This is a genomic window from Nocardia sp. NPDC057353, assembly GCF_042667085.1.
In the GTDB taxonomy this organism is placed as follows: Bacteria; Actinomycetota; Actinomycetes; order Mycobacteriales; family Mycobacteriaceae; genus Nocardia.
This window is the reverse complement of record NZ_JBHVAK010000053.1, coordinates 1-19226: the sequence shown is the minus strand read 5'-3', so window position 1 is coordinate 19226 and position 19226 is coordinate 1. Positions and strand designations below refer to the sequence as shown.

General features: G+C 74.0%; 20 protein-coding genes. 9 read left to right on the top strand and 11 right to left on the bottom strand.

Going from position 1 to position 19226, the window contains the following annotated elements:
• Positions 1 to 71: 71 nt before the first annotated feature.
• The 4 genes from ACFUUZ_RS24200 to ACFUUZ_RS24185 all read right to left on the bottom strand — a co-directional run bounded on the left by ACFUUZ_RS24200 (position 72) and on the right by ACFUUZ_RS24185 (position 3817).
• A complete protein-coding gene (locus ACFUUZ_RS24200) occupies positions 72 to 1184 on the bottom strand; it encodes a thiolase family protein (RefSeq protein WP_378699898.1) in 1113 nt (370 codons plus the stop codon).
• Positions 1181 to 2443, bottom strand: a complete 1263-nt coding sequence (locus ACFUUZ_RS24195) for a synthetase (RefSeq protein ID WP_378699896.1) — start codon at positions 2441 to 2443, stop codon at positions 1181 to 1183. Before ACFUUZ_RS24195 ends, ACFUUZ_RS24200 begins: the two co-directional genes overlap by 4 nt.
• Before the next feature lie 220 nt (positions 2444 to 2663).
• The gene (locus ACFUUZ_RS24190; RefSeq protein WP_378699894.1) at positions 2664 to 3248 is read right to left on the bottom strand and encodes a biotin transporter BioY; all 585 of its coding nucleotides are present in this window, start codon (positions 3246 to 3248) and stop codon (positions 2664 to 2666) included.
• Positions 3249 to 3298: 50 nt separating this feature from the next.
• Complete coding sequence (locus tag ACFUUZ_RS24185; RefSeq protein ID WP_378699892.1) at positions 3299 to 3817, bottom strand: CGNR zinc finger domain-containing protein; 519 nt, start codon at positions 3815 to 3817, stop codon at positions 3299 to 3301.
• A gap of 111 nt (positions 3818 to 3928) precedes the next feature.
• Here ACFUUZ_RS24185 and ACFUUZ_RS24180 point away from each other — a divergent pair, with 111 nt between their 5' ends.
• Both ACFUUZ_RS24180 and ACFUUZ_RS24175 read left to right on the top strand, forming a co-directional pair.
• Positions 3929 to 4372, top strand: coding sequence for a VOC family protein (locus tag ACFUUZ_RS24180; RefSeq protein ID WP_378699890.1), 444 nt, complete (start codon positions 3929 to 3931; stop codon positions 4370 to 4372).
• Positions 4373 to 4376: 4 nt separating this feature from the next.
• Positions 4377 to 5327 carry a pyridoxamine 5'-phosphate oxidase family protein gene (locus ACFUUZ_RS24175; protein ID WP_378699888.1) on the top strand — a complete coding sequence of 317 codons (951 nt, stop codon included), beginning with the start codon at positions 4377 to 4379 and terminating at the stop codon, positions 5325 to 5327.
• Here the strand turns inward: ACFUUZ_RS24175 and ACFUUZ_RS24170 are convergent.
• On the bottom strand, positions 5314 to 6471 hold the full coding sequence (locus ACFUUZ_RS24170; protein ID WP_378699886.1) for a glycosyltransferase: 1158 nt from the start codon (positions 6469 to 6471) through the stop codon (positions 5314 to 5316). The two genes, ACFUUZ_RS24175 and ACFUUZ_RS24170, sit on opposite strands and share 14 nt — an antisense overlap.
• A gap of 163 nt (positions 6472 to 6634) precedes the next feature.
• Between ACFUUZ_RS24170 and ACFUUZ_RS24165 the strand changes: the two genes are divergently transcribed.
• Both ACFUUZ_RS24165 and pip read left to right on the top strand, forming a co-directional pair.
• The gene (locus ACFUUZ_RS24165) at positions 6635 to 8260 is read left to right on the top strand and encodes a S8 family serine peptidase (RefSeq protein WP_378699884.1); all 1626 of its coding nucleotides are present in this window, start codon (positions 6635 to 6637) and stop codon (positions 8258 to 8260) included.
• A 26-nt stretch (positions 8261 to 8286) separates the two neighbouring features.
• On the top strand, positions 8287 to 9240 hold the full coding sequence (gene pip, locus ACFUUZ_RS24160; RefSeq protein ID WP_378699882.1) for a prolyl aminopeptidase: 954 nt from the start codon (positions 8287 to 8289) through the stop codon (positions 9238 to 9240).
• On the opposite strand, the gene ACFUUZ_RS24155 is transcribed toward pip, so the two are convergent.
• Positions 9234 to 10064, bottom strand: coding sequence for a sterol desaturase family protein (locus ACFUUZ_RS24155; protein ID WP_378699880.1), 831 nt, complete (start codon positions 10062 to 10064; stop codon positions 9234 to 9236). The two genes, pip and ACFUUZ_RS24155, sit on opposite strands and share 7 nt — an antisense overlap.
• Positions 10065 to 10066: 2 nt before the next feature.
• Positions 10067 to 10783: a FadR/GntR family transcriptional regulator gene (locus ACFUUZ_RS24150; RefSeq protein ID WP_378699878.1), complete on the bottom strand. Its 717-nt coding sequence runs from the start codon at positions 10781 to 10783 to the stop codon at positions 10067 to 10069.
• 117 nt (positions 10784 to 10900) lie between these two features.
• Here ACFUUZ_RS24150 and ACFUUZ_RS24145 point away from each other — a divergent pair, with 117 nt between their 5' ends.
• Together ACFUUZ_RS24145 and ACFUUZ_RS24140 are read left to right on the top strand one after the other, a co-directional pair.
• A complete protein-coding gene (locus ACFUUZ_RS24145) occupies positions 10901 to 11632 on the top strand; it encodes a hypothetical protein (RefSeq protein ID WP_378699875.1) in 732 nt (243 codons plus the stop codon).
• Between the two features lie 119 nt (positions 11633 to 11751).
• On the top strand, positions 11752 to 13707 hold the full coding sequence (locus ACFUUZ_RS24140; RefSeq protein ID WP_378699873.1) for an FAD-dependent oxidoreductase: 1956 nt from the start codon (positions 11752 to 11754) through the stop codon (positions 13705 to 13707).
• Here ACFUUZ_RS24140 and ACFUUZ_RS24135 read toward each other — a convergent pair.
• The 4 genes from ACFUUZ_RS24135 to ACFUUZ_RS24120 form a co-directional block, all read right to left on the bottom strand.
• Positions 13704 to 14078, bottom strand: coding sequence for a DUF742 domain-containing protein (locus tag ACFUUZ_RS24135; protein WP_378699871.1), 375 nt, complete (start codon positions 14076 to 14078; stop codon positions 13704 to 13706). The two genes, ACFUUZ_RS24140 and ACFUUZ_RS24135, sit on opposite strands and share 4 nt — an antisense overlap.
• The gene (locus ACFUUZ_RS24130) at positions 14075 to 16135 is read right to left on the bottom strand and encodes a nitrate- and nitrite sensing domain-containing protein (protein ID WP_378699869.1); all 2061 of its coding nucleotides are present in this window, start codon (positions 16133 to 16135) and stop codon (positions 14075 to 14077) included. Before ACFUUZ_RS24130 ends, ACFUUZ_RS24135 begins: the two co-directional genes overlap by 4 nt.
• A 127-nt stretch (positions 16136 to 16262) precedes the next feature.
• Positions 16263 to 16655: a DUF427 domain-containing protein gene (locus ACFUUZ_RS24125; RefSeq protein ID WP_378699866.1), complete on the bottom strand. Its 393-nt coding sequence runs from the start codon at positions 16653 to 16655 to the stop codon at positions 16263 to 16265.
• A gap of 13 nt (positions 16656 to 16668) precedes the next feature.
• Positions 16669 to 17523 (bottom strand): acyl-CoA thioesterase, encoded by an 855-nt coding sequence (locus ACFUUZ_RS24120; protein ID WP_378699864.1) that lies wholly within the window; start codon positions 17521 to 17523, stop codon positions 16669 to 16671.
• Positions 17524 to 17650: 127 nt separating this feature from the next.
• Between ACFUUZ_RS24120 and mftA the strand changes: the two genes are divergently transcribed.
• Genes mftA through mftC form a run of 3 tightly spaced genes read left to right on the top strand, consistent with a single transcriptional unit; the run spans position 17651 to position 19192 of the window.
• Positions 17651 to 17740, top strand: coding sequence for a mycofactocin precursor MftA (gene mftA / locus ACFUUZ_RS24115; RefSeq protein ID WP_233017410.1), 90 nt, complete (start codon positions 17651 to 17653; stop codon positions 17738 to 17740).
• Complete coding sequence (gene mftB, locus ACFUUZ_RS24110) at positions 17718 to 18014, top strand: mycofactocin biosynthesis chaperone MftB (protein WP_378699861.1); 297 nt, start codon at positions 17718 to 17720, stop codon at positions 18012 to 18014. The genes mftA and mftB overlap by 23 nt, the downstream gene beginning before the upstream one ends.
• The gene (gene mftC / locus ACFUUZ_RS24105; protein ID WP_378699859.1) at positions 18011 to 19192 is read left to right on the top strand and encodes a mycofactocin radical SAM maturase; all 1182 of its coding nucleotides are present in this window, start codon (positions 18011 to 18013) and stop codon (positions 19190 to 19192) included. Before mftB ends, mftC begins: the two co-directional genes overlap by 4 nt.
• The last annotated feature ends 34 nt before the right edge of the window (positions 19193 to 19226 follow it).

The window sequence follows — 19226 nt, the reverse complement described above, 5'->3', positions numbered from 1 at the left end:
GCTGTGCCCTCCCAGCACGAGCGAGGGCCCTCCGTGGTGACGCTCCGCTACCGCCTCCGGGCCTGACTCGCTCATGCCGCCCGCTCCACCAGGAGCGCGATTCCCTGCCCGCCGCCGATGGCGCAGGCGGCGAGGCCGAGCTCGGGGCCGTCCGCGCGCAGCATCCGGCTCGCCAGCCGGACCAGCAGCACCGCGCCGGAGGCGCCCCACGGGTGGCCCATGGCGATGGCGCCGCCATCGGGGCAGATCCGCTCCTCGTCCAGCCCGAGTTCGTCGGCGACCGCGAGCACCACCGACGCGAAGGCCTCGGTGATCTCGACGACGCCGATGTCGTCGATGCGGACGCCGGTGCGGTGCAGCAGTTTCCGAATAGCGGGGATCGGGCCGAGGCCGGGCAGCGCCGGGTCCGAGCCCGCGACCGCCGCACCGCGCACGCGGAGCGCGGGGAGCCCGGCGGCGTGCTTCTCGTCGAGCACGGCGAGCGCGGCGGCGCCGTCGGAGATGCCGCAGGAGTTGCCCGCGGTGGCGGTGCCGCCCGCGCCGAAGCTCGGGCGCAGGCGGGCGAGCCGCGCCGCGGTGAGCCCGGCGCGGATGCGCTCGTCCCGCTCGACGCCCGCGACCGGCACGATCTCGGCGGTGAAGTCGGCGGCGGCGGCGCGGGTGTGCGAGCGCAGGGCGTAGGCGTCCTGGCGCTCCCTGGAGATGCCGCGGGCCGCGGCGAGCGCGTCGGCGGCCGGGCCCATGTCGGGGTCGGGGAAGCCGGGCGGGGCGAAGGGGGCGCGGGTGTAGCGGACCGGTTCGGGGCCGGGCCAGAAGCGCAGCGGCGCGGTGCTCGCCGACTCGACGCCGCCCGCCAGGATCAGGGTGTCGGCGCCGGAGTCGACCCGGAGCGCGGCCTGCATGACGGCGTCCAGCCCGGAGCCGCACTGCCGGTCGACGGTGACGCCGGGGATCGCGGTGCCGAGCCCGGCCGCGAGCGCCGCGATCCGCGCCGGGTCGCCGCCGGGGCCGAGGCAGTTGCCGAGCACGACGTCGTCGATCTCGGCGGTGATCCCCGCCCCGCGCACCGCGGCCGCCACCGCGCGCAGGACCGGCGCGGCCAGCTCGGTGACGGCGTGGCCCGCGAACCCGTGCCCCGCATTGCCGATCGGGGTGCGCCGCGGCGCGACCAGGACAGCGCTCATACCAGCAAGTCTCTCAGCGCACCCCGGGCGACCTTGCCCGCGGCGGTGCGCGGCAGCCGCCGCATCGGCACCCAGCGGCGCGGGACCGCCTCCCGGCTCAACATCCGGCGGGCGTCGGCGCGCACCGCGGCCAGCTCGGTGTCCGGGCTCAGCTCGACGGCGGCCGTCACGATGGCGCCGTAGACCGCGTGCGGTGCGCCGATGACGGCCACCGCGCGCACCCCCGGCACGGCGGCGAGCGTCCGCTCGACGTCCTCGGCGACGACGAGGGTGCCGCCGACATTGATCGCGCAGTCACCGCGGCCGCGCACCAGGAGCCGCCCGGCCTCGTCCAGCTCGGCCAGGTCCCCGACGCCGAACCACTCCGGCGCGCCGAGCACCGCGTACGGGGTCCGGACGAAGAGCAGGCCGTCCCGGATTGCCGCCTCGACGCCCGCGAACAGGCGGAGGGGTTCGGCGCGGGCGGCCCGCCGCACCGGAACCGCCGGTCCCCCGGCCGGCTGACCGTCGGCGGCCCGGCGGCGCACATCCTGCGGTGTCAGGGCCGGGTCACCGTCGGCGGCCCCGCGGCGCACACCCTGCGGCATTCCGGGCGGGTCACCGTCGATCCGGCGCGCGGCGGGTGCCACCGCGGCGGGCTCGACGCGGCGGGCGGCGACCAGCGAGACCTCGGCGGAGCCGTAGTACTCGACCACCGTGAGGTGCGCGGCCACCGCCAGCGCGCCGGGGTCGGGCGCGATTCCGGCGAGCACCGCGGTGCGCAGCAGCGGCGCGGTCCGCACGACGTCGCGCAGCACGGCGGGGACGGCGTGCACCACGGTCGCGCGCTCCGGCTCGTCGGTGACGCAGGCGCCCGACCACAGCGCGTGCAGCGCGCCGAAGAGGTGCATGGTGGCGTGCAGCGGGCCGGTGATCAGCACCCGGTCGGCGGCGGTGATGCCGGTGAGCGCGGAGAAGTCCGGGAAGCTGTCGTACCAGGAGGCGGCGGTGCGGGCCAGTGGCCGCGGCCGCCCGGTCGACCCCGAGGTGGCGACCAGCAGGAAAGCACCCGGCGGGATCTCCGCCCGCTCCGGCCGCGCCGCCGGGTTCTCCACCCGCACCGGAATCCCGCGCCGCGCGGCCGCGCACACGGCGACCAGCGCGTCCGCGAGCTCGAGCGTCGCGGTGTCGTAGAGGTCGAGGTGGCGGAACCGAGCGTTCCACGCGCTGATCGCGTGCTCCAGGTCGCGGTAACTCCAGCGCCGCCCGCCCGCGTGCACGGCGGGGTCGTCCGGGCCACCGCCGAGGACGCTTTCCGCAACCGCGGCGCCGGGTCGCCCGCTGTCTCGCGCCGGCGCGCCGCCGGGACCGGCGGTCGCGACACGGCCCCACGTCCCGTCCAGGGGCTCGGCACCGTCCCGCATACCACTTTGCGTCGCGCGGCTACCCCGCGGCGCGGCACCCACCGAACCGCAGGCGACATCCCCGCCCACGGCGAACTCAGCCACGGATCAACCCGGGGTACGCCCGATGCACACCCTTGGCGACCACCGCCGCGACGACGACCTTGGCGATGTCCCCCGGCAGGAACGGCCCGTTGCTGGTGATCGCCGCCCACACCCCGAGGTCGGTCCGCACCAGCAGCCCGAGCGTGCCGAACAGGTAGATGACCACGATCCCGCCGAGCGCGTTGATCAGCAACCCGAGCACGATCGGGTACTTGGGCAGGATCCGCGCGGTGAGCAGCCCGATCACGAACACCCCCGGCACCCACCCGATCAGGTACCCCGCGCTCGGCCCGGCCAGCGCGGTGAGCCCGGTGCGCCCGCCGGAGAGCAGCGGCAGCCCGATCATGGTCAGCGCGAGGAAGACGAGCACCGCCGCGGTGCCGTTGCGCCACCCGAGCACCGCACCCGCCAGGATCACGCCGAGCGTCTGCAGCGTGATCGGCACCCCGCTGAACCCGACCGTGATGGCCCCCGGCAACCCGAGCGCGGCGATGAGCGCCGCGAACACCGCGATCCGCGCCATGTCGCGCGCGGGCACACGGAGCCTCGGCCTGCGGGATTCCTCGACACCCTCCACGGCGCACACACCCTTCACACCCTGACTTGAACGACGTTCAAGGTAGCAGTTCAGCTGCGACGGGCGTAGTGCCGGGCCGCCTTGGTGCGGTTGCCGCAGGCGGCCATGGAGTGCCAGCGCCTGGTGCCGTTGCGCGAGGTGTCGTAGAAGAACAGGACGCAGTCCGGGTGCGCGCACTGCCGGATGCGGTCGGCACCGCGGTCGAGCAGGTCGAGCAGGTCGGTGGCGGCGAGCCAGCCGGGGAGCTGCGCCGGGTCGGCGACGTCGGGCTCGGCGGTGGGCCCCGCCGCGGTGAGCGAGCGCCGGATCCGGCCGTGCGCCAGCACCGCGTTGAGCGCGTCCCTGCCGCCCGCGGTGACGGTGTCGTGCACGGCGTCGCGCGCGCGGCGCAGGGCGTCGAGCGTGGCCGCGTCGGCGGGGACCCGGTCGGCCAGGCCTGCGGTGCCGAGCCAGATGGCGAGCCCGGCGCCGTCGGCGAGCAGGTCCCGCGGGCCGTCGCCACCGTTCCACCTGGTGTTCAGCAGGTCGAGGGCGAGGGGTTCGCCGAGGTGCGGGCGTGGATCGGGCACACCCGATGGTATCTCCTAACCCTCTATTTCAATTTCAACGGTTGACGCCGTCCCGCCACTCGGCCTACCGTCGTAACTGCTTTAGACGGTTACAACTCCGCAGGAGGAATCATGCAGCTCGCCACCGGCCACGTCGGTCTGAACGTCTCGGACCTGGACCGTTCGGTCGACTTCTACCGCCGCGCACTGGGTTTCGAGCAGCTCTCGGCGAACACCGAGGGCGCCCAGCGCTGGGCCTTCCTCGGCGCGGACGGGCAGCTGGTGCTGACCCTGTGGCAGCAGTCGGCAGGCGAGTTCTCGACCGCGACGCCGGGGCTGCACCACCTCTCCTTCCAGGTGGCCGATATCGACGAGGTGCGCGCGGTGGAGTCGGCGCTGCGCGAGCTCGGGGTCCGCTGGGTGCACGATGGGGTGGTCGCGCACGGCGAGGGCGCCGCCTCCGGCGGGCTCTTCTTCACCGACCCCGACGGCATCCGGCTGGAGGTCTACGCCCCCACCGGCGCCGAAACCGCCCCCGCGCCCGCCGGTTCCGCCCCCACCTGCGGCTTCTTCTGAGCCCATGCGCTTCCACGCCGGTGAACTGGCCGTGCAGCGGGCCATGGGCCAGGCGGAGATCGCCGAGCGGGTCGGCCGCTCCGTCCGCCCCGACATCCCCGCCGTCGCCGCCGATTTCCTGGCGGCACAGCGTTTTCTGGTGCTCGCGGGCACAGCCCGGGACGGCGCCGTGTGGGCGAGCATGCTCACCGGCCCGCCCGGATTCGCGCACACCGCCGACGAGCACACCGTCCTGATCGACACCCGCCCCGACCCCGACGACCCGCTCGCTCCCGCCCTCACCACCGCGGCCCCGATCGGGCTGATCGCCCTGCAACCGCAGCGGCGCAGACGCATGCGGATCAACGGCGACGCCGAACCGCACGGCTCCGGGCTGCGGGTCACGACCCAGCAGGTATACAGCAACTGCCCCAAGTACATCGCCCGCCGCGATGTACTCGCGCACCGCCCGGCCCCACCGCAACCGCTCCGCCGCCGCCCCGACCTCAACCCCGCCGCGCTCACCGCCATCGCCGCCGCCGACACCTTCTTCATCGCCAGCACCGACCCGGCGGGCCGCGCCGACGCCTCCCACCGCGGTGGCGACCCCGGCTTCCTCCGCGCCCTTTCCCCAACCCGGCTGCGCTGGCCCGACTACCGCGGCAACTCGATGTTCATGACCCTGGGCAACCTGGCCACCCAGCCGCGCTGCGGCCTCCTCGTCCCGGACTGGACCACCGGCGGTACCCTCCAGCTCACCGGCACCGCCACCATCAATACCGACCCCGCCACCTTCGCCCCCGGCGCCCAGTCCTCGATCGACTTCACCATCACCGAGGTCGTCACCCGCCCTCGCGGCCCCCTCCGCTGGGGTCCCCCCGACCCCTCCCCCGCCAACCCTCCCGTCGCGGGAACCGGAATCCCGTTCGAGGCAGGGCTGCCCGACGGGCAGCTGGGCCGGATCAGCCCGCGGTGATCAGCTCGACCGCGACCCGGGCACCGTCGGGGCGGATCTCGCGCGCGACGTCCCCGGCGCGAGTCGTGGAATCGAGGGCGGCGGCCAGGGCGGGGGTGAGCGACTCGACCCGAGGGGGTTCGCGGTAGGCGGCGCCGATGCCGAGCGCCGCGACCCGGTCGGCGAAGTAGAACTGGTCGAAGACCTGCGGGAGGACCAGCTGCGGGACCCCGGCCGCGGCGGCGGCGGTCGTGGTGCCCGCGCCACCGTGGTGCACGACGGCCGCCACGCGGGGGAACAACTGCCGGAGGTCGAGTTCGCCGACGGTCAGGCAGTCGGGTGCGTCGAGCGTGAGACCGGACCAGCCGGACGAGACGATCAGCCGCCTGCCGAGGGCGCGGGCGGCGCCGAGCAGGGCCGCGGCCGCGCCGCCGGGCTCGGGCATGCTGCCGAATCCGGCGTAGAGCGGCGGCGCCCCCGCGTCGAGGAAGGCGAGAACCGCGGTGGGGAGGGGGCGCTCGTCGGCGAACACCCAGGCCCCGGTCTGCCGGACCGCACCGCCGGGCTCCGGCCACGGCGCCAGCACCGGATCCGCGGCGAGCAGCGGGCTCGGCGTGCACAGGTGCTCGCGCACGTGCGCGACCGGCGCCAGTCCGAGCGCGCGGCGCCGCGCGTTCAGCGGATCGGCCCAGAGCAGGTTCCAACGCTCGGCGTCCTGCTCCCAGGTCCCCGCCTCGAGGCCACGGAACGCGGGCGGCGCGTGCCGAGCGGACGGCAGGGTGACCGGCGCGAAGGCCGCGTACGAGTAGGCGGCGCCGACGTGCTCCGCCACCGACCCCGCCGCGATGGCGAGCGCCCCGCCACCCACGACCGCCCCGCACCCATCGGCCACCGGCAGCAGCGCGTCGAACTGCGCGTCGACGGTCCCCGCGATCATCGCCCGCCGCTGCTCCTCGGTCGGCGCCGGCCCGGCGGGCCGCCGCGCGGTGCCGCGCAGCTCCGGCCCCACCGGCCGGTAGTCGACCCCGAGCCCCTCCGCCCACGCGCGGAAGTCGGGCGGCGCCACCACCACCGCCTCGTGCCCGGCGGCGACCAGTTCCCGCGCCAGCGCCACCACCGGCTGCACCTCGCCCCGCGACCCCACCGTCGAGATCAGAACCCGCACCTTGCCCTCCTTCCCGGCCCCCGTTCAGCGGCCGGAGCAGCGATTCTGGGCCGGCACCGTGGCCTTGCCGCAAGCCCCACCGCGCGCTATACATTCCAGTGGGGAGGAAATCGAGCGCGGGCACTACCGTCGGAATCCTGTTTCCCGAGCGGAGGAGAAGACGGTGCCCACAGCGTATTTCGGCCGGGCGGGCGAGCCGGGCAGCTCGTTCGAGCCGAGCCCCGACCTGCTCGTGGTCCGCGCCGCCTCCGGTCCCGCGGTGCCGAGGGCCCGCGGTTCGGTCCCGCTGCCGCTGCGCGACCTGCTCGCCGACGCCCTCCGGGTGCAGACCCACCCCGAGGTGGGCGTCGAGGTGTACCGGTTGCCGCCGGGGCAGCCGGTCGCCGCGCGGATCGCCGCGCTGGACGCCGCGCCCGAGGTCAGGTTCGCCGGGCACGTACTCGCCGACGCCGCGGGCGACCCGGTGCTCTACACCGAGAACCTCTTCGTCAAGTTCGCCGACGACGCCGACCCGGCGCACTGCCGCGCGGTGCTCGCCGAGGCCGGGCTGACCGTCCGGGAGCAGGTCGGGTACGCCGCCAACGGCTACTTCACCGCCGCCCCCGAGCGCACCGGGCAGCGCGTCTTCGGCATCGCCGCCGAGCTCTTGGCCCGCGCCGACGTCGAGTACAGCCACCCGGAGCTCATCCGCCGCCGCGCGCGCAAGGCCATCGCCCCGCAGCAGTGGCACCTGCACGCCACCACCGTCGGCGGGACACCGGTCGACGCCCACGCGAACGTGGCAGCGGCCCATGCGATCACGCGCGGCTCCGGCGTCACGGTGGCGGTGATCGACGACGGCATCGACATCGACCACCCCGAGTTCGCCGGAGCGGGCAAGGTGGTCGCCCCGCGCGACGTCACCGCGGGCACGGGCGACCCGCGCCCGAAGGACCAGAACGGCACCGGCCCCGACTACGGCGACAACCACGGCACCGCCTGCGCCGGGGTCGCCGTCGCGGCGGGCAGCGCGGGCGCCTCCGGGGTGGCGCCGGAGGCGGCGCTGCTGCCGATCCGGCTCACCTCCGGGCTCGGCTCGCAGGCGGAGGCCCGCGCCTTCCAGTGGGCGGCCGACAACGGCGCCGACGTCATCTCGTGCAGCTGGGGCCCGGCCGACGGCGCCTGGTACCGCCCGGACGACCCCGCGCACCAGCGCGTTGTCCCGATCCCGGCGAGCACCAGGCTGGCCCTGGAGTACGCGGCGAACAGCGGCCGCGGGGGCCGCGGCTGCGTGATCGTCTTCGCCGCGGGCAACGGCAACGAGCCCGCCGACAACGACGGCTACGCGAGCCACCCCGCCGTGCTCGCCGTCGCGGCCTGCAACGACACCGGCACCCGCAGCGTGTACAGCGACACCGGCGCTGCGGTGGCGGTCGCCTTCCCCAGCAACGATTTCGAGCACGCCCCCTTCCGGCACCCGGCACCGCTCACCCCCGGCATCTGGACCGTGGACCGGCGTGGCCGCAGCGGCTACAACCCCGGCGACCCCGCGCTCGGCGACGCCGCGGGCGACTACACCGCCGAGTTCGGCGGCACCTCCAGCGCCGCCCCCGGCGTCGCGGGCACCGCCGCCCTCGTCCTCGCGGTGAACCCGGACCTCACCAGGGACCAGGTCCGCGAGGTGCTCCAGCGCACCGCCGACCGCATCGACGAGGCCAACGGCCGCTACGACGCCACCGGCCGCAGCCCCTGGTACGGCCACGGCCGGGTGAACGCCCGCGCCGCCGTCGACGCCGCCGCGCGCGGCTGAACCGCGGTCGAACTACCCTCGACCCCGTGCCTGCCGCCACGCCCTTCCCGCCGATCGACCCGTACGCGGACGGCCTCCTCGACGTCGGCGACGGCAACCGCGTCCACTGGTGCACCAGCGGCAACCCGGACGGCCGCGCGGCGCTGGTGGTACACGGCGGCCCCGGAAGCGGCAGCAGCCCGGGCCCGCGGAAGACGTTCGACCCGAGCATCTTCCGCATCGTCCAGTTCGACCAGCGCGGCTGCGGCCGCAGCACCCCGAGCGCGGCCGACCCGACCACCGACATGGCGCACAACACCACCGAGCACCTCATCGCCGACATGGAGCGGCTCCGCGAACACCTCGGCATCGAGCGCTGGCTCCTGTTCGGCGGCTCCTGGGGCTCGACGCTCGTCCTCGCCTACGCGGAGCGCTTCCCCGAGCGGGTCACCGGCATCGTGCTGGTCGGCGTCACCACCACCCGCCGCCGCGAGCTCGACTGGCTGTACCGCGGCCTCGGCAGGCTGCTCCCCGCCGAGTGGGAGCGCTTCCGCGCCGTCGTCCCCGACACCGACGACCTCGTCGACGGCTACCGGCGGCTGCTCGAGCATCCGGACCCCGACGTCCGCGGCCACGCCGCCACCGAGTGGTGCCGCTGGGAGGACGCCGCCATCGCGCACGAGAACCTCGGCCGCCCCGGCCAGTACAGCGCCAAGACCGACAGCGCCATGCTCGCCTTCGTCCGCATCTGCACGCACTACTTCGCGCACGCCGCCTGGCTGGAGGAAGGCGCTCTGCTGCGCGACGCGGGCCGGCTCGCGGGCATCCCCGGCGCGCTGATCCACGGCCGGCTCGACATCTCCACCCCGCTGGAGACCGCCTGGGAACTCGCGCGGGCCTGGCCGGACGCCCGGCTGCAAGTCATCGCGGACTCCGGCCACACCGGCAGCCCGGCCATGGGCGATGCCCTGCTGCGCGCCGTCGCCGAGATCGGCTACTGACCGGCGGGTTTCCACCCCGGACCGCGCGCGACGAACCCCCACCGGTCCCGCCAGCGCCCCGCCCCGCGCACGTCCCGCCAGATGGCGGCGAACTCGTGGGTGGCGACCCGCACCGGGTTGAAGGTCTCGATATTCGTGGTGAGGCCGTACCGCACCCGGGCCCGCTCCGGCTCGAAGGTGCCGAAGAGCCGGTCCCAGACGATCAGGATGCCGCCGTAGTTGCGGTCCAGGTACTCCGGGTTCGCGCCGTGGTGCACCCGGTGGTGCGACGGGGTGTTGCAGACGAACTCCAGCGGCGCCCAGAGCCGCCCGACCCGCTCGGTGTGCAGGAAGAACTGGTAGAGCAGGCTCACCGACTGCTGGAGCAGGATGGCCCAGGGCGGGAAGCCGAGCAGCGCGAGCGGCAGCCAGAAGGGCATGGCGGTGAACGGTGTCCACGGCTGGCGCAGCGCCGTCGAGAGGTTGAAGTAGCGGCTGGAGTGATGCACGACGTGGCTGGCCCAGAGCACCCGGACGGTGTGGTGCGTGCGGTGGTACCAGTAGAAGGCGAGGTCGTCGGCGAGGAAGAGCAGCGCCCAGAACCACCAGGTGTCCGCGGGCAGGTGCAGCGGCGACAGCGTGTAGGCGGCGGCCAGGATCGCGACCAGGGCCAACTTCCAGCCCGCGTTCACCACCACGCTGCCCAGCCCCATACCGATACTGGTTCGGGCATCGCGGAATTCGTAGCCGAGCGTCTCCTCGTCCGGCCGGAAGCGGAACGAGGCCGCCTCCACCGCGAGGCAGAGCACGAAGACCGGGATGGCGTGCAGGATCAAGTCGAACATCGCTACTCCTCGACCCCGCCCGCCAGCAGCGCCACCATCCGGCCGAGCAGTTCGGTGGCGAGCGCCTGCGCGCCCTCGGCGTCGGCGGCGGCGATCCGGCGGGCCAGCTCGGCGTGCGCGCCGCGGTCCACGTACTCCATGAAGAGCCCGAGGTCGGCGATGACCGGCCAACCGATCGCGCCGAACCCCGCGACCAGGGTGTTCAGCCCGAGCCGGTAGGCGATGTTGCCGGAGCCGTCGATCACCGCGGTCCAGAACTCCAGGTCGGCCTCGGCGGCGTCCGCCGGGTGCTCGGTGGCGGCCGGGTAGCGCTCGGCGGCCGCGGTGACCGCGGCGCGCTGCTCCGCGGTGGCGCGCTCGGCGCAGAGCCGGGCGGCGTCCGCCGCGACGCTGCGGCGCATCTCCGCGATGTCGCGCAGCATCCGCACCGGCGGCACCGCGCCGGTCTCGGCCAGCGCGGAGAGCGCGTCCAGCCCGGCGCTGACCCGCCAGTCCAGCACCCTGGTCTTGCCGCCCTGCGCGATCCGCACCAGCCCGGCCTGCCTGACCCCCTTGAGCGCCTCGCGCACCGCGTGCCGGTTCACCCCGAACCGCTCGGCCAGGTCCCGCTCCGCGGGCAGCGCGTCGCCCGGCGCCAGCCGCCCCGCGAGGATCTCGGTGACGAGTTGCCCGAAGACCTCGTCGGAGACCGAGGCACGGGAGACCGGAGTGAAGTCCATTCCCCCACCATCCCGCATGCGGAGCCATCTGGTCAACTGGTTGGACCAGTTGATCGCCGGAACATTCGAACCGGACACTCGCCACCCGACGCTCGCAGTAATGCGAGGATGGTCCCCATGTCTGCCGCGGGCCGATGGCGTTACCCGACCGCACTGACCGCTGTCGGTGACGACCCCGGGCTGTCCGACGGGATCGCCTGGATCGCCCGCAGATCGCGCTACTCCGGCGGCACCCCGCTGGTCTACGCGCCGGGCCGGTCGAACGTGGACGACAACCCCTGGCTGCGCGAATTCGTCGACGAGGCACGGGCTCTGGTGGCCACGTGGCGTCGACCCGCGACGACCTGGCGCGGCGGGCCGGTGCTCGCGGCATGGCCGACCCCGGAGGAGCTCACCCGGATCGCCGACGACCGCCGCACCACGGCGCTCTGCGTGGTGCCGAACAGCCTGGACGAGGTGGCCGCGTGGGCCCAGGCCGCGCAGCCGCGGCTGCTCGGGCCCGCGGTGCCGCCGCCGGGCGCGGCCCGGCTGGACCCGGTGGTGGCCGAGGCGCTGGTGACGCTCTCCGGGCTGGTCGACCCGGCCTCCAATCTCACTGCCGCACAGGACCGGCAGGACGCCGCCGCGGTGCTCAGCATCGCGCACACCAACGGCCACTCCTTCACCGGCGACGACGTCTACGCCTGGACCCTGGCGAACGGCTGGCCCGCCCGCGCCGCGACCCGGCTGGCCGCGCTCGCCGCGCACGTCGCGACCGGCCAGCGCCCCCCGCTGCCGACCAGCACCTTCGACCCGGAGATCCTAGGCGTCTGGCGCCAGCGCGCCGCACCGCCCGACACCGCGAAGTAATCCGCGATTCCCCGGTTGGATACTGGTCGCCCGCTATTTACTCGGCACCATTGACCAGGATATGGTTCCGCCACAGCCTATTCATGTGAGTCGTGATTCACATACCGCCGGGAGTACGCATGGATCTCACCGCACGTCAGCGTGCAGCCCTCACGCTGATCTGCGACACGTTCGCACCGGGGGACGGCCATGCCCTGCCCTCCGCCTCCGAGCTCGGCGTCCCCGATGTCGTGCTGCGGCTGCTGGCCCGCAATCCGCGCGCCGCGGAGGGCAAGCAGCTCGCCACCCTGCTCGGGATCTGGGATTCGCCGCTGCTCGCGCTGCTCACCGGGGGCGCGCCCGGCCGCTTCTCGGCGCGCTCGCAGGCCGAGCGGGAGCGGCTGCTGCTCGGCCTCGGCAATTCCCGGCTCGCCCCGAAGCGCGCGATCTTCCAGGCGCTCAAGCAGGCCGCCATGCTCTCGTACTACACCACCCCCGGCCCGCACGGCGACAACCCGCTGTGGAAGGAGATGGGGTACCCGGCCCCGACCGGCCCGCTGGAGTCCGCGCCCGCGCCCGCGCTGCAGCCGCTGCGCCCCACCGGCTCCCAGACCCTGGAGTGCGACGTCGTCGTGGTCGGCTCCGGCGCGGGCGGCGGCGCGGCCGCGGCCAGGCTGGCCGCCGCAGGGCTGGACGTGGTGGTGCTGGAGCGCGGCGAGTACTTCGACGACGCCGACTTCGGCGGCGGCGAACTCGACGCCCTGACCCGGTTCTACTCCCCCGGCCCGCAGGTCACCGCCGAGGGCCAGCTGACGCTGGTGGCCGGGAGCTGCCTCGGCGGCGGCACCGTCGTCAACTGGAGCACCTCGCTGCGCACCCCGGACCCGGTGCGCGCCGAGTGGGCGGCGCTCGGCGCGGAGCAGTTCGCGGGCGACGAGTACGGCGCCGCCATGGACGAGGTGGTGCGCCGCATCTCGGTGACCTCGGAGCGGTCCCCGCTCTCCGCGCGGGACGGCGTGCTGGAGCGCGGCGTGCGCGCGCTCGGCTGGGACCTCGACACGCTGCCGCGCAACGTCACCGACGCCTGCGACGCCGGAACCGAGTGCGGCCGCTGCGGCTACGGCTGCCGGATCGGCGCCAAGCAGTCGGCGACCAAGACCTGGCTGCGCGATGCCGCCGAGCGCGGCGCCAGGCTGGTGGTCGGCGCCGACGTGCGCCGGGTCGAGGTGACCGCGGGCCGCGCGACCGGCGTCACCGCCCGCACCCCCGACGGCGCCGAGCTCACCGTGCGGGCCAGGGCGGTGGTGGTCGCCGCGGGCGCCATCCAGACCCCCGCGCTGCTCCGCCGCTCCGGGCTGAAGAACAAGAACATCGGCGACTACCTGCGGCTGCACCCGGCCTCGGCGGTCTTCGGCGCCTTCGACGACGAGATCAGGCCGTGGGAGGGCGGGCTGCAGACCCGGATCTCCCGGCAGCACGCCGACCTCGACGGCGACGGCTACGGCGTGATCTACGAGACCGGCCCGATGCACCCGGGCATGCTGGTCGGCTTCATGAACTGGCTCGGCGCCGACGCGCACCGCGCGGCCATGCTGAACCTGGCGCACACCGCCGCCGTCGGCGTGATCACCAGGGACCGCGACCACGGGAGGGTCACCGTGGACAAGGCGGGCGAGCCGATCGTGCACTACACGCTCTCCCCGCGGGACCGGGCGCACCTGCACCGCGGGATCACCGGCGCCGCCGAGATCCTGGAGGCGGCGGGCGCGCGGGCGATCAACTCCGGCCACCAGGCGGGCGCCTCGTACGAGCCGGGCAGCCGCGGCGACCACGCGGCCTTCGCGGCCCGCTGCGCGAGCGCCGGGTACGGGCCTGGCCAGTGCGCCATGGCGGCGCTGCACATCATGGGCTCGGCCCGGATGGGCGGCAGCGCCGAGAACTCCGCGCTGAACCCGGACGGCGCCACCTGGGAGGTGCCGAATCTGGTGGTGGCCGATGCCTCCTGCTTCCCCACCTCGTCCGGGGTGAACCCGATGGTCTCGATCGAGGCGATCGGCTGGATGAACGCGGGCAGGCTGGCCGCGACGCTCGGCTAGAGCGCCTGGATCCCCTTCAGCAGCGCGCGCAGGACACCGATGTCGGCGGCATCGGTGTCCTGGTCGAGCACCGGCTTGCGGAATTCCAGCAGCCCGTCGTCCACCAGGTCGCCGACCAGCACCTTGGTGGAGGCCAGCGGGAGGTGCAGCCGCGCGGCGAGTTCGGCGATCGACTGCGGCTCCCGGCTGAGTTGCAGGATCTGCGCGTACTCCGGCTCGGTGCGGCGCAGCCCGCCGAACCGGTTCGCCGCCACCAGCGTGAGCATGTCCAGCTCGGGGCGGCCGCGACCGGTCCGGCCGCGCGTCACCGCGTACAGCCTGCCGATCGGGCCTGCGTCCTCGTCGAACCAGGACTCACGGGAGCCGGTCACGGCCGCGGCGGGTCGAAGTCGTCCGGGCGCAATCGGTGCATCGGCCTGCTCGCGGTGTCACCGTTCGAACCGACCCCGACCAGCTCCTGGGCGCCGGTCGGCGGCTCCCAGCCGGTGGCGATGAGCGAGGACGGGACGATCACGATGGCCTTGATCCCCCCGTAGTCGGAGTGCGCGAGCCGCACCGAGACCCGGTGCCTGGTCGCCAGCCTGCCGACCACGAAGAGCCCGAGCCTGGCGTCGCCGGAGAGGTCGGCGACGCTGAAGTCCGGCGGATTCGCCAGCGTCGCATTGCGTTCGGCGAGCTCGTCGTTGCTCAGCCCGATGCCCTGGTCCCTGATCTCCAGCGCGATGCCGCGCCCGACCAGCGCCGCGGAGATCTCCACCCTGGTCTCGGTGGGCGAGAAGGCGGTGGCGTTGTCGGTGAGCTCGGCGAGCAGGTGGATGAGGTCGCCCACCGCGGGGCCGATGATCCGCACGTCCGGCAGCTTGGCGGTGTGGATGCGCTGGTAGTCCGCGCTCTCCGCGACCGCGCCGCGGACCAGCTCGACCAGCGGCACCGGGTTGCGCCAGCGCCTGCCCGGCTGCTCGCCGCCGAGGATCACCAGGTTCTCGGCGTTGCGCCGCACCCTGGTGGCGAGGTGGTCGAGGGTGAAGAGCATCTCCAGGCGGTCCGGGTTCTCCTCGTCGCGCTCGGCACGGTCCAGCAGCACCAGCTGCTGGTGCACCATCGCCTGGCTGCGGTAGGCCATGTTGAGGAAGACCGAGCTCACCCCGGACCTGGTCTTGGACTCCGCGACCGCGGCGTCCACCGCGGCCCGGTGCGCCCGGTTGAAGGCGTCGGCGACCTGGCCGACCTCGTCCAGGCCGTACTCCAGCCGCTCCACCTGGGCGTCCGGGTCGAAGGGGGCGCCGCTGCCGATGGCCCGCATGATCTCCGGCAGCTTCTTGTCGGCGAGCTCGAGGGTGTCGCCGCGCAGCCGCCGCATGCGCTGCACGAAGCGCCGGGCCAGCAGCGCGGCCGCGCCGAAGGCGAGCCCCGCGACGAGCAGCACCCCGAGCCCGCCGAGGAAGGCGTTGCGGCTGGTCTCGTCGCCCTCCGCCTTGGCGATGTTCTGCGCCGAGGTGGCCTGCTGCTCCCAGAGCGCGAGCAGCCCGGTGGTGACCGCGGAGGAGGCCTGCTGCCACTCCACGGTGCCGACCGGCAGCTCCTCGGCGGTGCGGCCGCTGCTACCAGGGACGACGCCGCGCTCCAGCACCGCGTTCTGCACCTCGACGAGCCGCCGGTACTCCGGCCCCTCCAGCAGCCGCTGCAGCACCGCCTGCTCGTCGCCGGTCAGCACCGTCCGCCCGTAGCCGAGTTCGCCGCGCGCGTCGCCGATGTACTCGGCGAACCTGGCCAGCTCCGCCGCGCCGAACTCGCCGCTCAGCTCGCCGGTCACGCCGAGCGCGGTGGCTTTGGCCAGCGCCTCGGCCGCGCGCAGCGGGTGCACCGACTTGTACAGCTCGACCGCGATGTCGCCGCCGGGCGCCACGTCGGCGGCGAGCAGCGTCGCGGCCACGATGGTGTCGATGACGTTGCTGTACGCCTCGAAGGCCTGCGCGGTGGGCAGCGCCCTGACGTCGATGGCCTGGCGCAGCTTCGGCATCTCGGCGTAGAGCGCCTGGAACCCCTCGATGTCGCCCGCGAGGTCGGGGCGCAGCTCGGCGGCGGCATCGCCCATGTCGACGATCTGCTTCATGGCCGCGTCCGAGGCGAGCCGGGCGGCGGGCAGGTTCTGGGTGCCGGTCGGGTCACCGTCCAGGTGCAGCAGCGAGGCCTGCCGCTCCACCTGGAAGGTGCGGACCAGGTTGATCGCGGGGGCACAGGTGGCACCGGCCAGGTCGGCCCAGTCCTGGGCCTCCTCCGCCGAGCGCACCAGGTAGTACGCCGCGCCGACGCCGATGCCGAGCAGGGCGATGCTCGGGATCAGCACGATGGCGAGCAACCGGGCGCGGACGCCGCGGGGAAGGCGCAGATACCTGCGCAGCGAGCGGCGAGAATCGCGATCGATCACCGATTGTGCCTACTTCTCGAGCGGGTGGAACCAGGGTTGACGCATCACCCTAGCCAGAGTGACACCCGTCACGCAATAACTTGGTCTACGGATTCCCGCTCTCGTTTCCCCTGCGCGACCGGGCGTTTCAGCGTCCGCTGACCGCGGGCGTTGCCACCCCGACCCGCAGTACCACCCGATCCTGGTAGAACGCGACGTGCCCGCGCAACCGGGCCACCTGCGGCGCCGGGTCCTCGTAGCTCCAGGCCACCGCCTCGCCGCCGTCGCCGTCGAAGCGCCAGTAGGTGGCGGCGCCCTTGAACGGGCAGGTGCTCGCCCGCGACTCGTCGACCGCCAGCCGCACCCGGACGTCGGCGCGCGGCAGGTAGAAGACGAGGCCGTGGTCCTGCTCGTCCACCAGCAGCGCGCGGATGCTCTCCGCGACCAGCAGCTCGCCGTGGTGCACGGTGACCAGGTTGCGGCGGGCGTGGATATCGACCCGGTAGTCCGGGCGGGTCAGATAGCCGGGGTGATCGGTCACCGGTATTCCCCTCTCACAGCCGGGCTTCCGCCGGGATGGCGGTGTCGTCCCCGCGCAGCGGGCGGATCATCGCCTCCTGGGTGAAGGAGGCGATCAGCCGCCCGTCCTCGGTGTGCACCAGCCCGCGCACGCAGGACATGCCCGCGCCGACCTGGATGCTCTCGTGTGAATACAGTAGCCACCCGTCCCACCCGACAGGCTCGTGGAAGCGGACCGCCACCGTCATCGGCGCGGTGGAGAGGGTGTGGTGTGCCTGCGCGGTGCCGACGCCCCGGTGCGCGCGCAGCGTGGTGGAGACCGAGAGGTGGCCGGTGAAGTGCGCGAGCAGCGCCCGCGCCAGGTCGTCGCGGTCCGGGATCGGGTCGTAGCGCAGCCAGGCGTGCAGCTCCGGCGGGCCGACCTCGTCCGGGTCGTTGACGTCCGCCACCCCGACAATGCGCAGGTCCCGGCCGGTCAGCGGCATGTCGACGGAGACCGCGGCCGCGGGGCCTGGCACCTCGGGGCGCGGGACGTGGTGGCGGACGACGTCGGCGGTCGGGGTGTCGGCCAGCACCGAGACCGTTGCGCAGCGCCGCCCGCCCTGCTCCACCCCGACCACCGCGCTCGCCATCGAGCGGCCGCGGTGCGTCTGCTCGACCGCGAACTCCACCGGGCGCTCGGGGTCGACCGCGCGCGAGAAGGTGGCGTGCCCGGAGCGGATCACCTTGCCCTCGAACGTCTTCGCCGCCGCGACCAGCGCCTGGGCCAGCAGCTGGGTGCCGTCGACCACCCGCCGCGAACCGCCGTCGCTGCCTCCGGTGAAGCGGCCGGGGCCCGCGGGCTCGACGTCGAAGATCGCCAGCATGCGCCGGACCGACGACTCCGTCATCCCGCACCTCCCTCGGTCGAGAACATTGTAATGCAAGTTCGGAAATTACATTCTCGTGCCAATCCTTCCTTTTCGACACGAGGTGACATTATGCTCGGTGTCACAGCCATACAGGAAGGTGACGCAGATGACCGAGGACACGAAGACCGAATCCCTCGTCGAGGAGGACGTGCTGGTCGAGGAGGTCTCGATCGATGGCATGTGCGGTGTCTACTGACCGTCCGCCGTTCGACCCGGCCCGGGCCTACGCACTGGCACCGTCGGTGTCGGTGCGGCCCGAGCCGTTCGGCGCGCTGCTCTACGACTACGGCACCCGAAGGCTCTCGTTCCTGAAGACGCCGCTGCTGGTGGCGGTGGTGACCGCGCTCGCCGAGCAGCCCGACGCGCACAGCGCGCTCACCGCCGCGGGGGTGCCGACCCCCTCGCACGACCACTATCTGCGAGCGCTCGCGGGCCTCGCCGACGCCGGGACCATCCAGGAGCGACCATGAAACTCGTCGAGCACTTCGAACACGGCCTGGACGCCCCCATCTGCCTCACCTGGGAGCTCACCTACGCCTGCAACCTCGCCTGCGAGCACTGCCTCTCCTCCTCCGGCAGGCGCGACCCGCGCGAGCTGAGCACCGCCGAGTGCAAGGCCGTGATCGACGAGCTGCAGCGCATGCAGGTCTTCTACGTCAACATGGGCGGCGGCGAGCCCACCGTGCGCCCCGATTTCTGGGAGCTGCTCAACTACTCCGTCGACCACGGGGTCGGCGTGAAGTTCTCCACCAACGGGGTCCGGCTGAACGCGGCCCGCGCCAAGCAGCTCGCGGCGAGCGACTACGTCGACGTGCAGATCTCCATGGACGGCGCCACCGCCGCGGTGAACGACGCGGTGCGCGGGCCCGGCTCGTTCGACATGGCGTACCGGGCGATGGGCAACCTGGCCGATGCCGGGTTCGAGAACTTCAAGATCTCCGTCGTGATGACCAGGCACAATGTCGGGCAACTGGACGAGTTCAAGGCCATCGCCGACCGGTTCGGCGCGCAGCTGCGGATCACCCGGCTGCGCCCCTCCGGCCGCGGCGCCGACGTCTGGCCGGAGCTGCACCCGACCACCGACCAGCAGCTCGCCATCTACGACTGGTTGGTCGCCAATGGCGAGCAGGTGCTCACCGGCGACTCGTTCTTCCACCTGAACGCGCTCGGCTCCACCCCCCTGCCGGGGTTGAACCTGTGCGGCGCCGGCCGCGTGGTGTGCCTGATCGACCCGGTCGGCGACGTGTACGCCTGCCCCTTCGCCATCCACGACGAATTCCTCGCGGGCAATGTGCGCGATCCCGGCGGGTTCGAATCCGTCTGGCGCCGGAGTGAGCTCTTCGCCCGGCTCCGCGAGCCGCAGACCGGCGGAGCCTGCGTCTCCTGCTCGGCCTACGACTCGTGCAAGGGCGGGTGCATGGCGGCGAAGTTCTTCACCGGGATGCCGCTGGACGGGCCCGATCCGGAGTGCGTGCGCGGAAACGCGGAGCTGGTGACGGCGGGGGCCCTGCCCAAGCCGGACAAGGATCACTCGCGGCGCGGGCGCAAGGTCACCGTCGGGCTCGGGTTGCCGACGGTGCAGCGTCCGGCCGCGACCGTCGCGGGCAAGGCGTGCGACACCAGCCCGCTGGCCGGTCTCGGCCGCTGATCATTGGCGTACACGCGTCGGGCGCCCCGCATTT

Excerpts from the sequence above, each read along its gene's own strand:
- mftB (WP_378699861.1), top strand. The coding sequence starts at position 17,718 with ATGGCATGTGCGGTGTCTACTGACCGTCCGCCGTTCGACCCGGCCCGG.
- mftA (WP_233017410.1), top strand. The coding sequence starts at position 17,651 with ATGACCGAGGACACGAAGACCGAATCCCTCGTCGAGGAGGACGTGCTG.
- ACFUUZ_RS24180 (WP_378699890.1), top strand. The coding sequence starts at position 3,929 with ATGCAGCTCGCCACCGGCCACGTCGGTCTGAACGTCTCGGACCTGGAC.
- ACFUUZ_RS24175 (WP_378699888.1), top strand. The coding sequence starts at position 4,377 with ATGCGCTTCCACGCCGGTGAACTGGCCGTGCAGCGGGCCATGGGCCAG.
- ACFUUZ_RS24155 (WP_378699880.1), bottom strand. The coding sequence starts at position 10,064 with ATGTTCGACTTGATCCTGCACGCCATCCCGGTCTTCGTGCTCTGCCTC.
- ACFUUZ_RS24200 (WP_378699898.1), bottom strand. The coding sequence starts at position 1,184 with ATGAGCGCTGTCCTGGTCGCGCCGCGGCGCACCCCGATCGGCAATGCG.
- ACFUUZ_RS24140 (WP_378699873.1), top strand. The coding sequence starts at position 11,752 with ATGGATCTCACCGCACGTCAGCGTGCAGCCCTCACGCTGATCTGCGAC.
- ACFUUZ_RS24145 (WP_378699875.1), top strand. The coding sequence starts at position 10,901 with ATGTCTGCCGCGGGCCGATGGCGTTACCCGACCGCACTGACCGCTGTC.
- ACFUUZ_RS24150 (WP_378699878.1), bottom strand. The coding sequence starts at position 10,783 with ATGGACTTCACTCCGGTCTCCCGTGCCTCGGTCTCCGACGAGGTCTTC.
- ACFUUZ_RS24120 (WP_378699864.1), bottom strand. The coding sequence starts at position 17,523 with ATGACGGAGTCGTCGGTCCGGCGCATGCTGGCGATCTTCGACGTCGAG.
- mftC (WP_378699859.1), top strand. The coding sequence starts at position 18,011 with ATGAAACTCGTCGAGCACTTCGAACACGGCCTGGACGCCCCCATCTGC.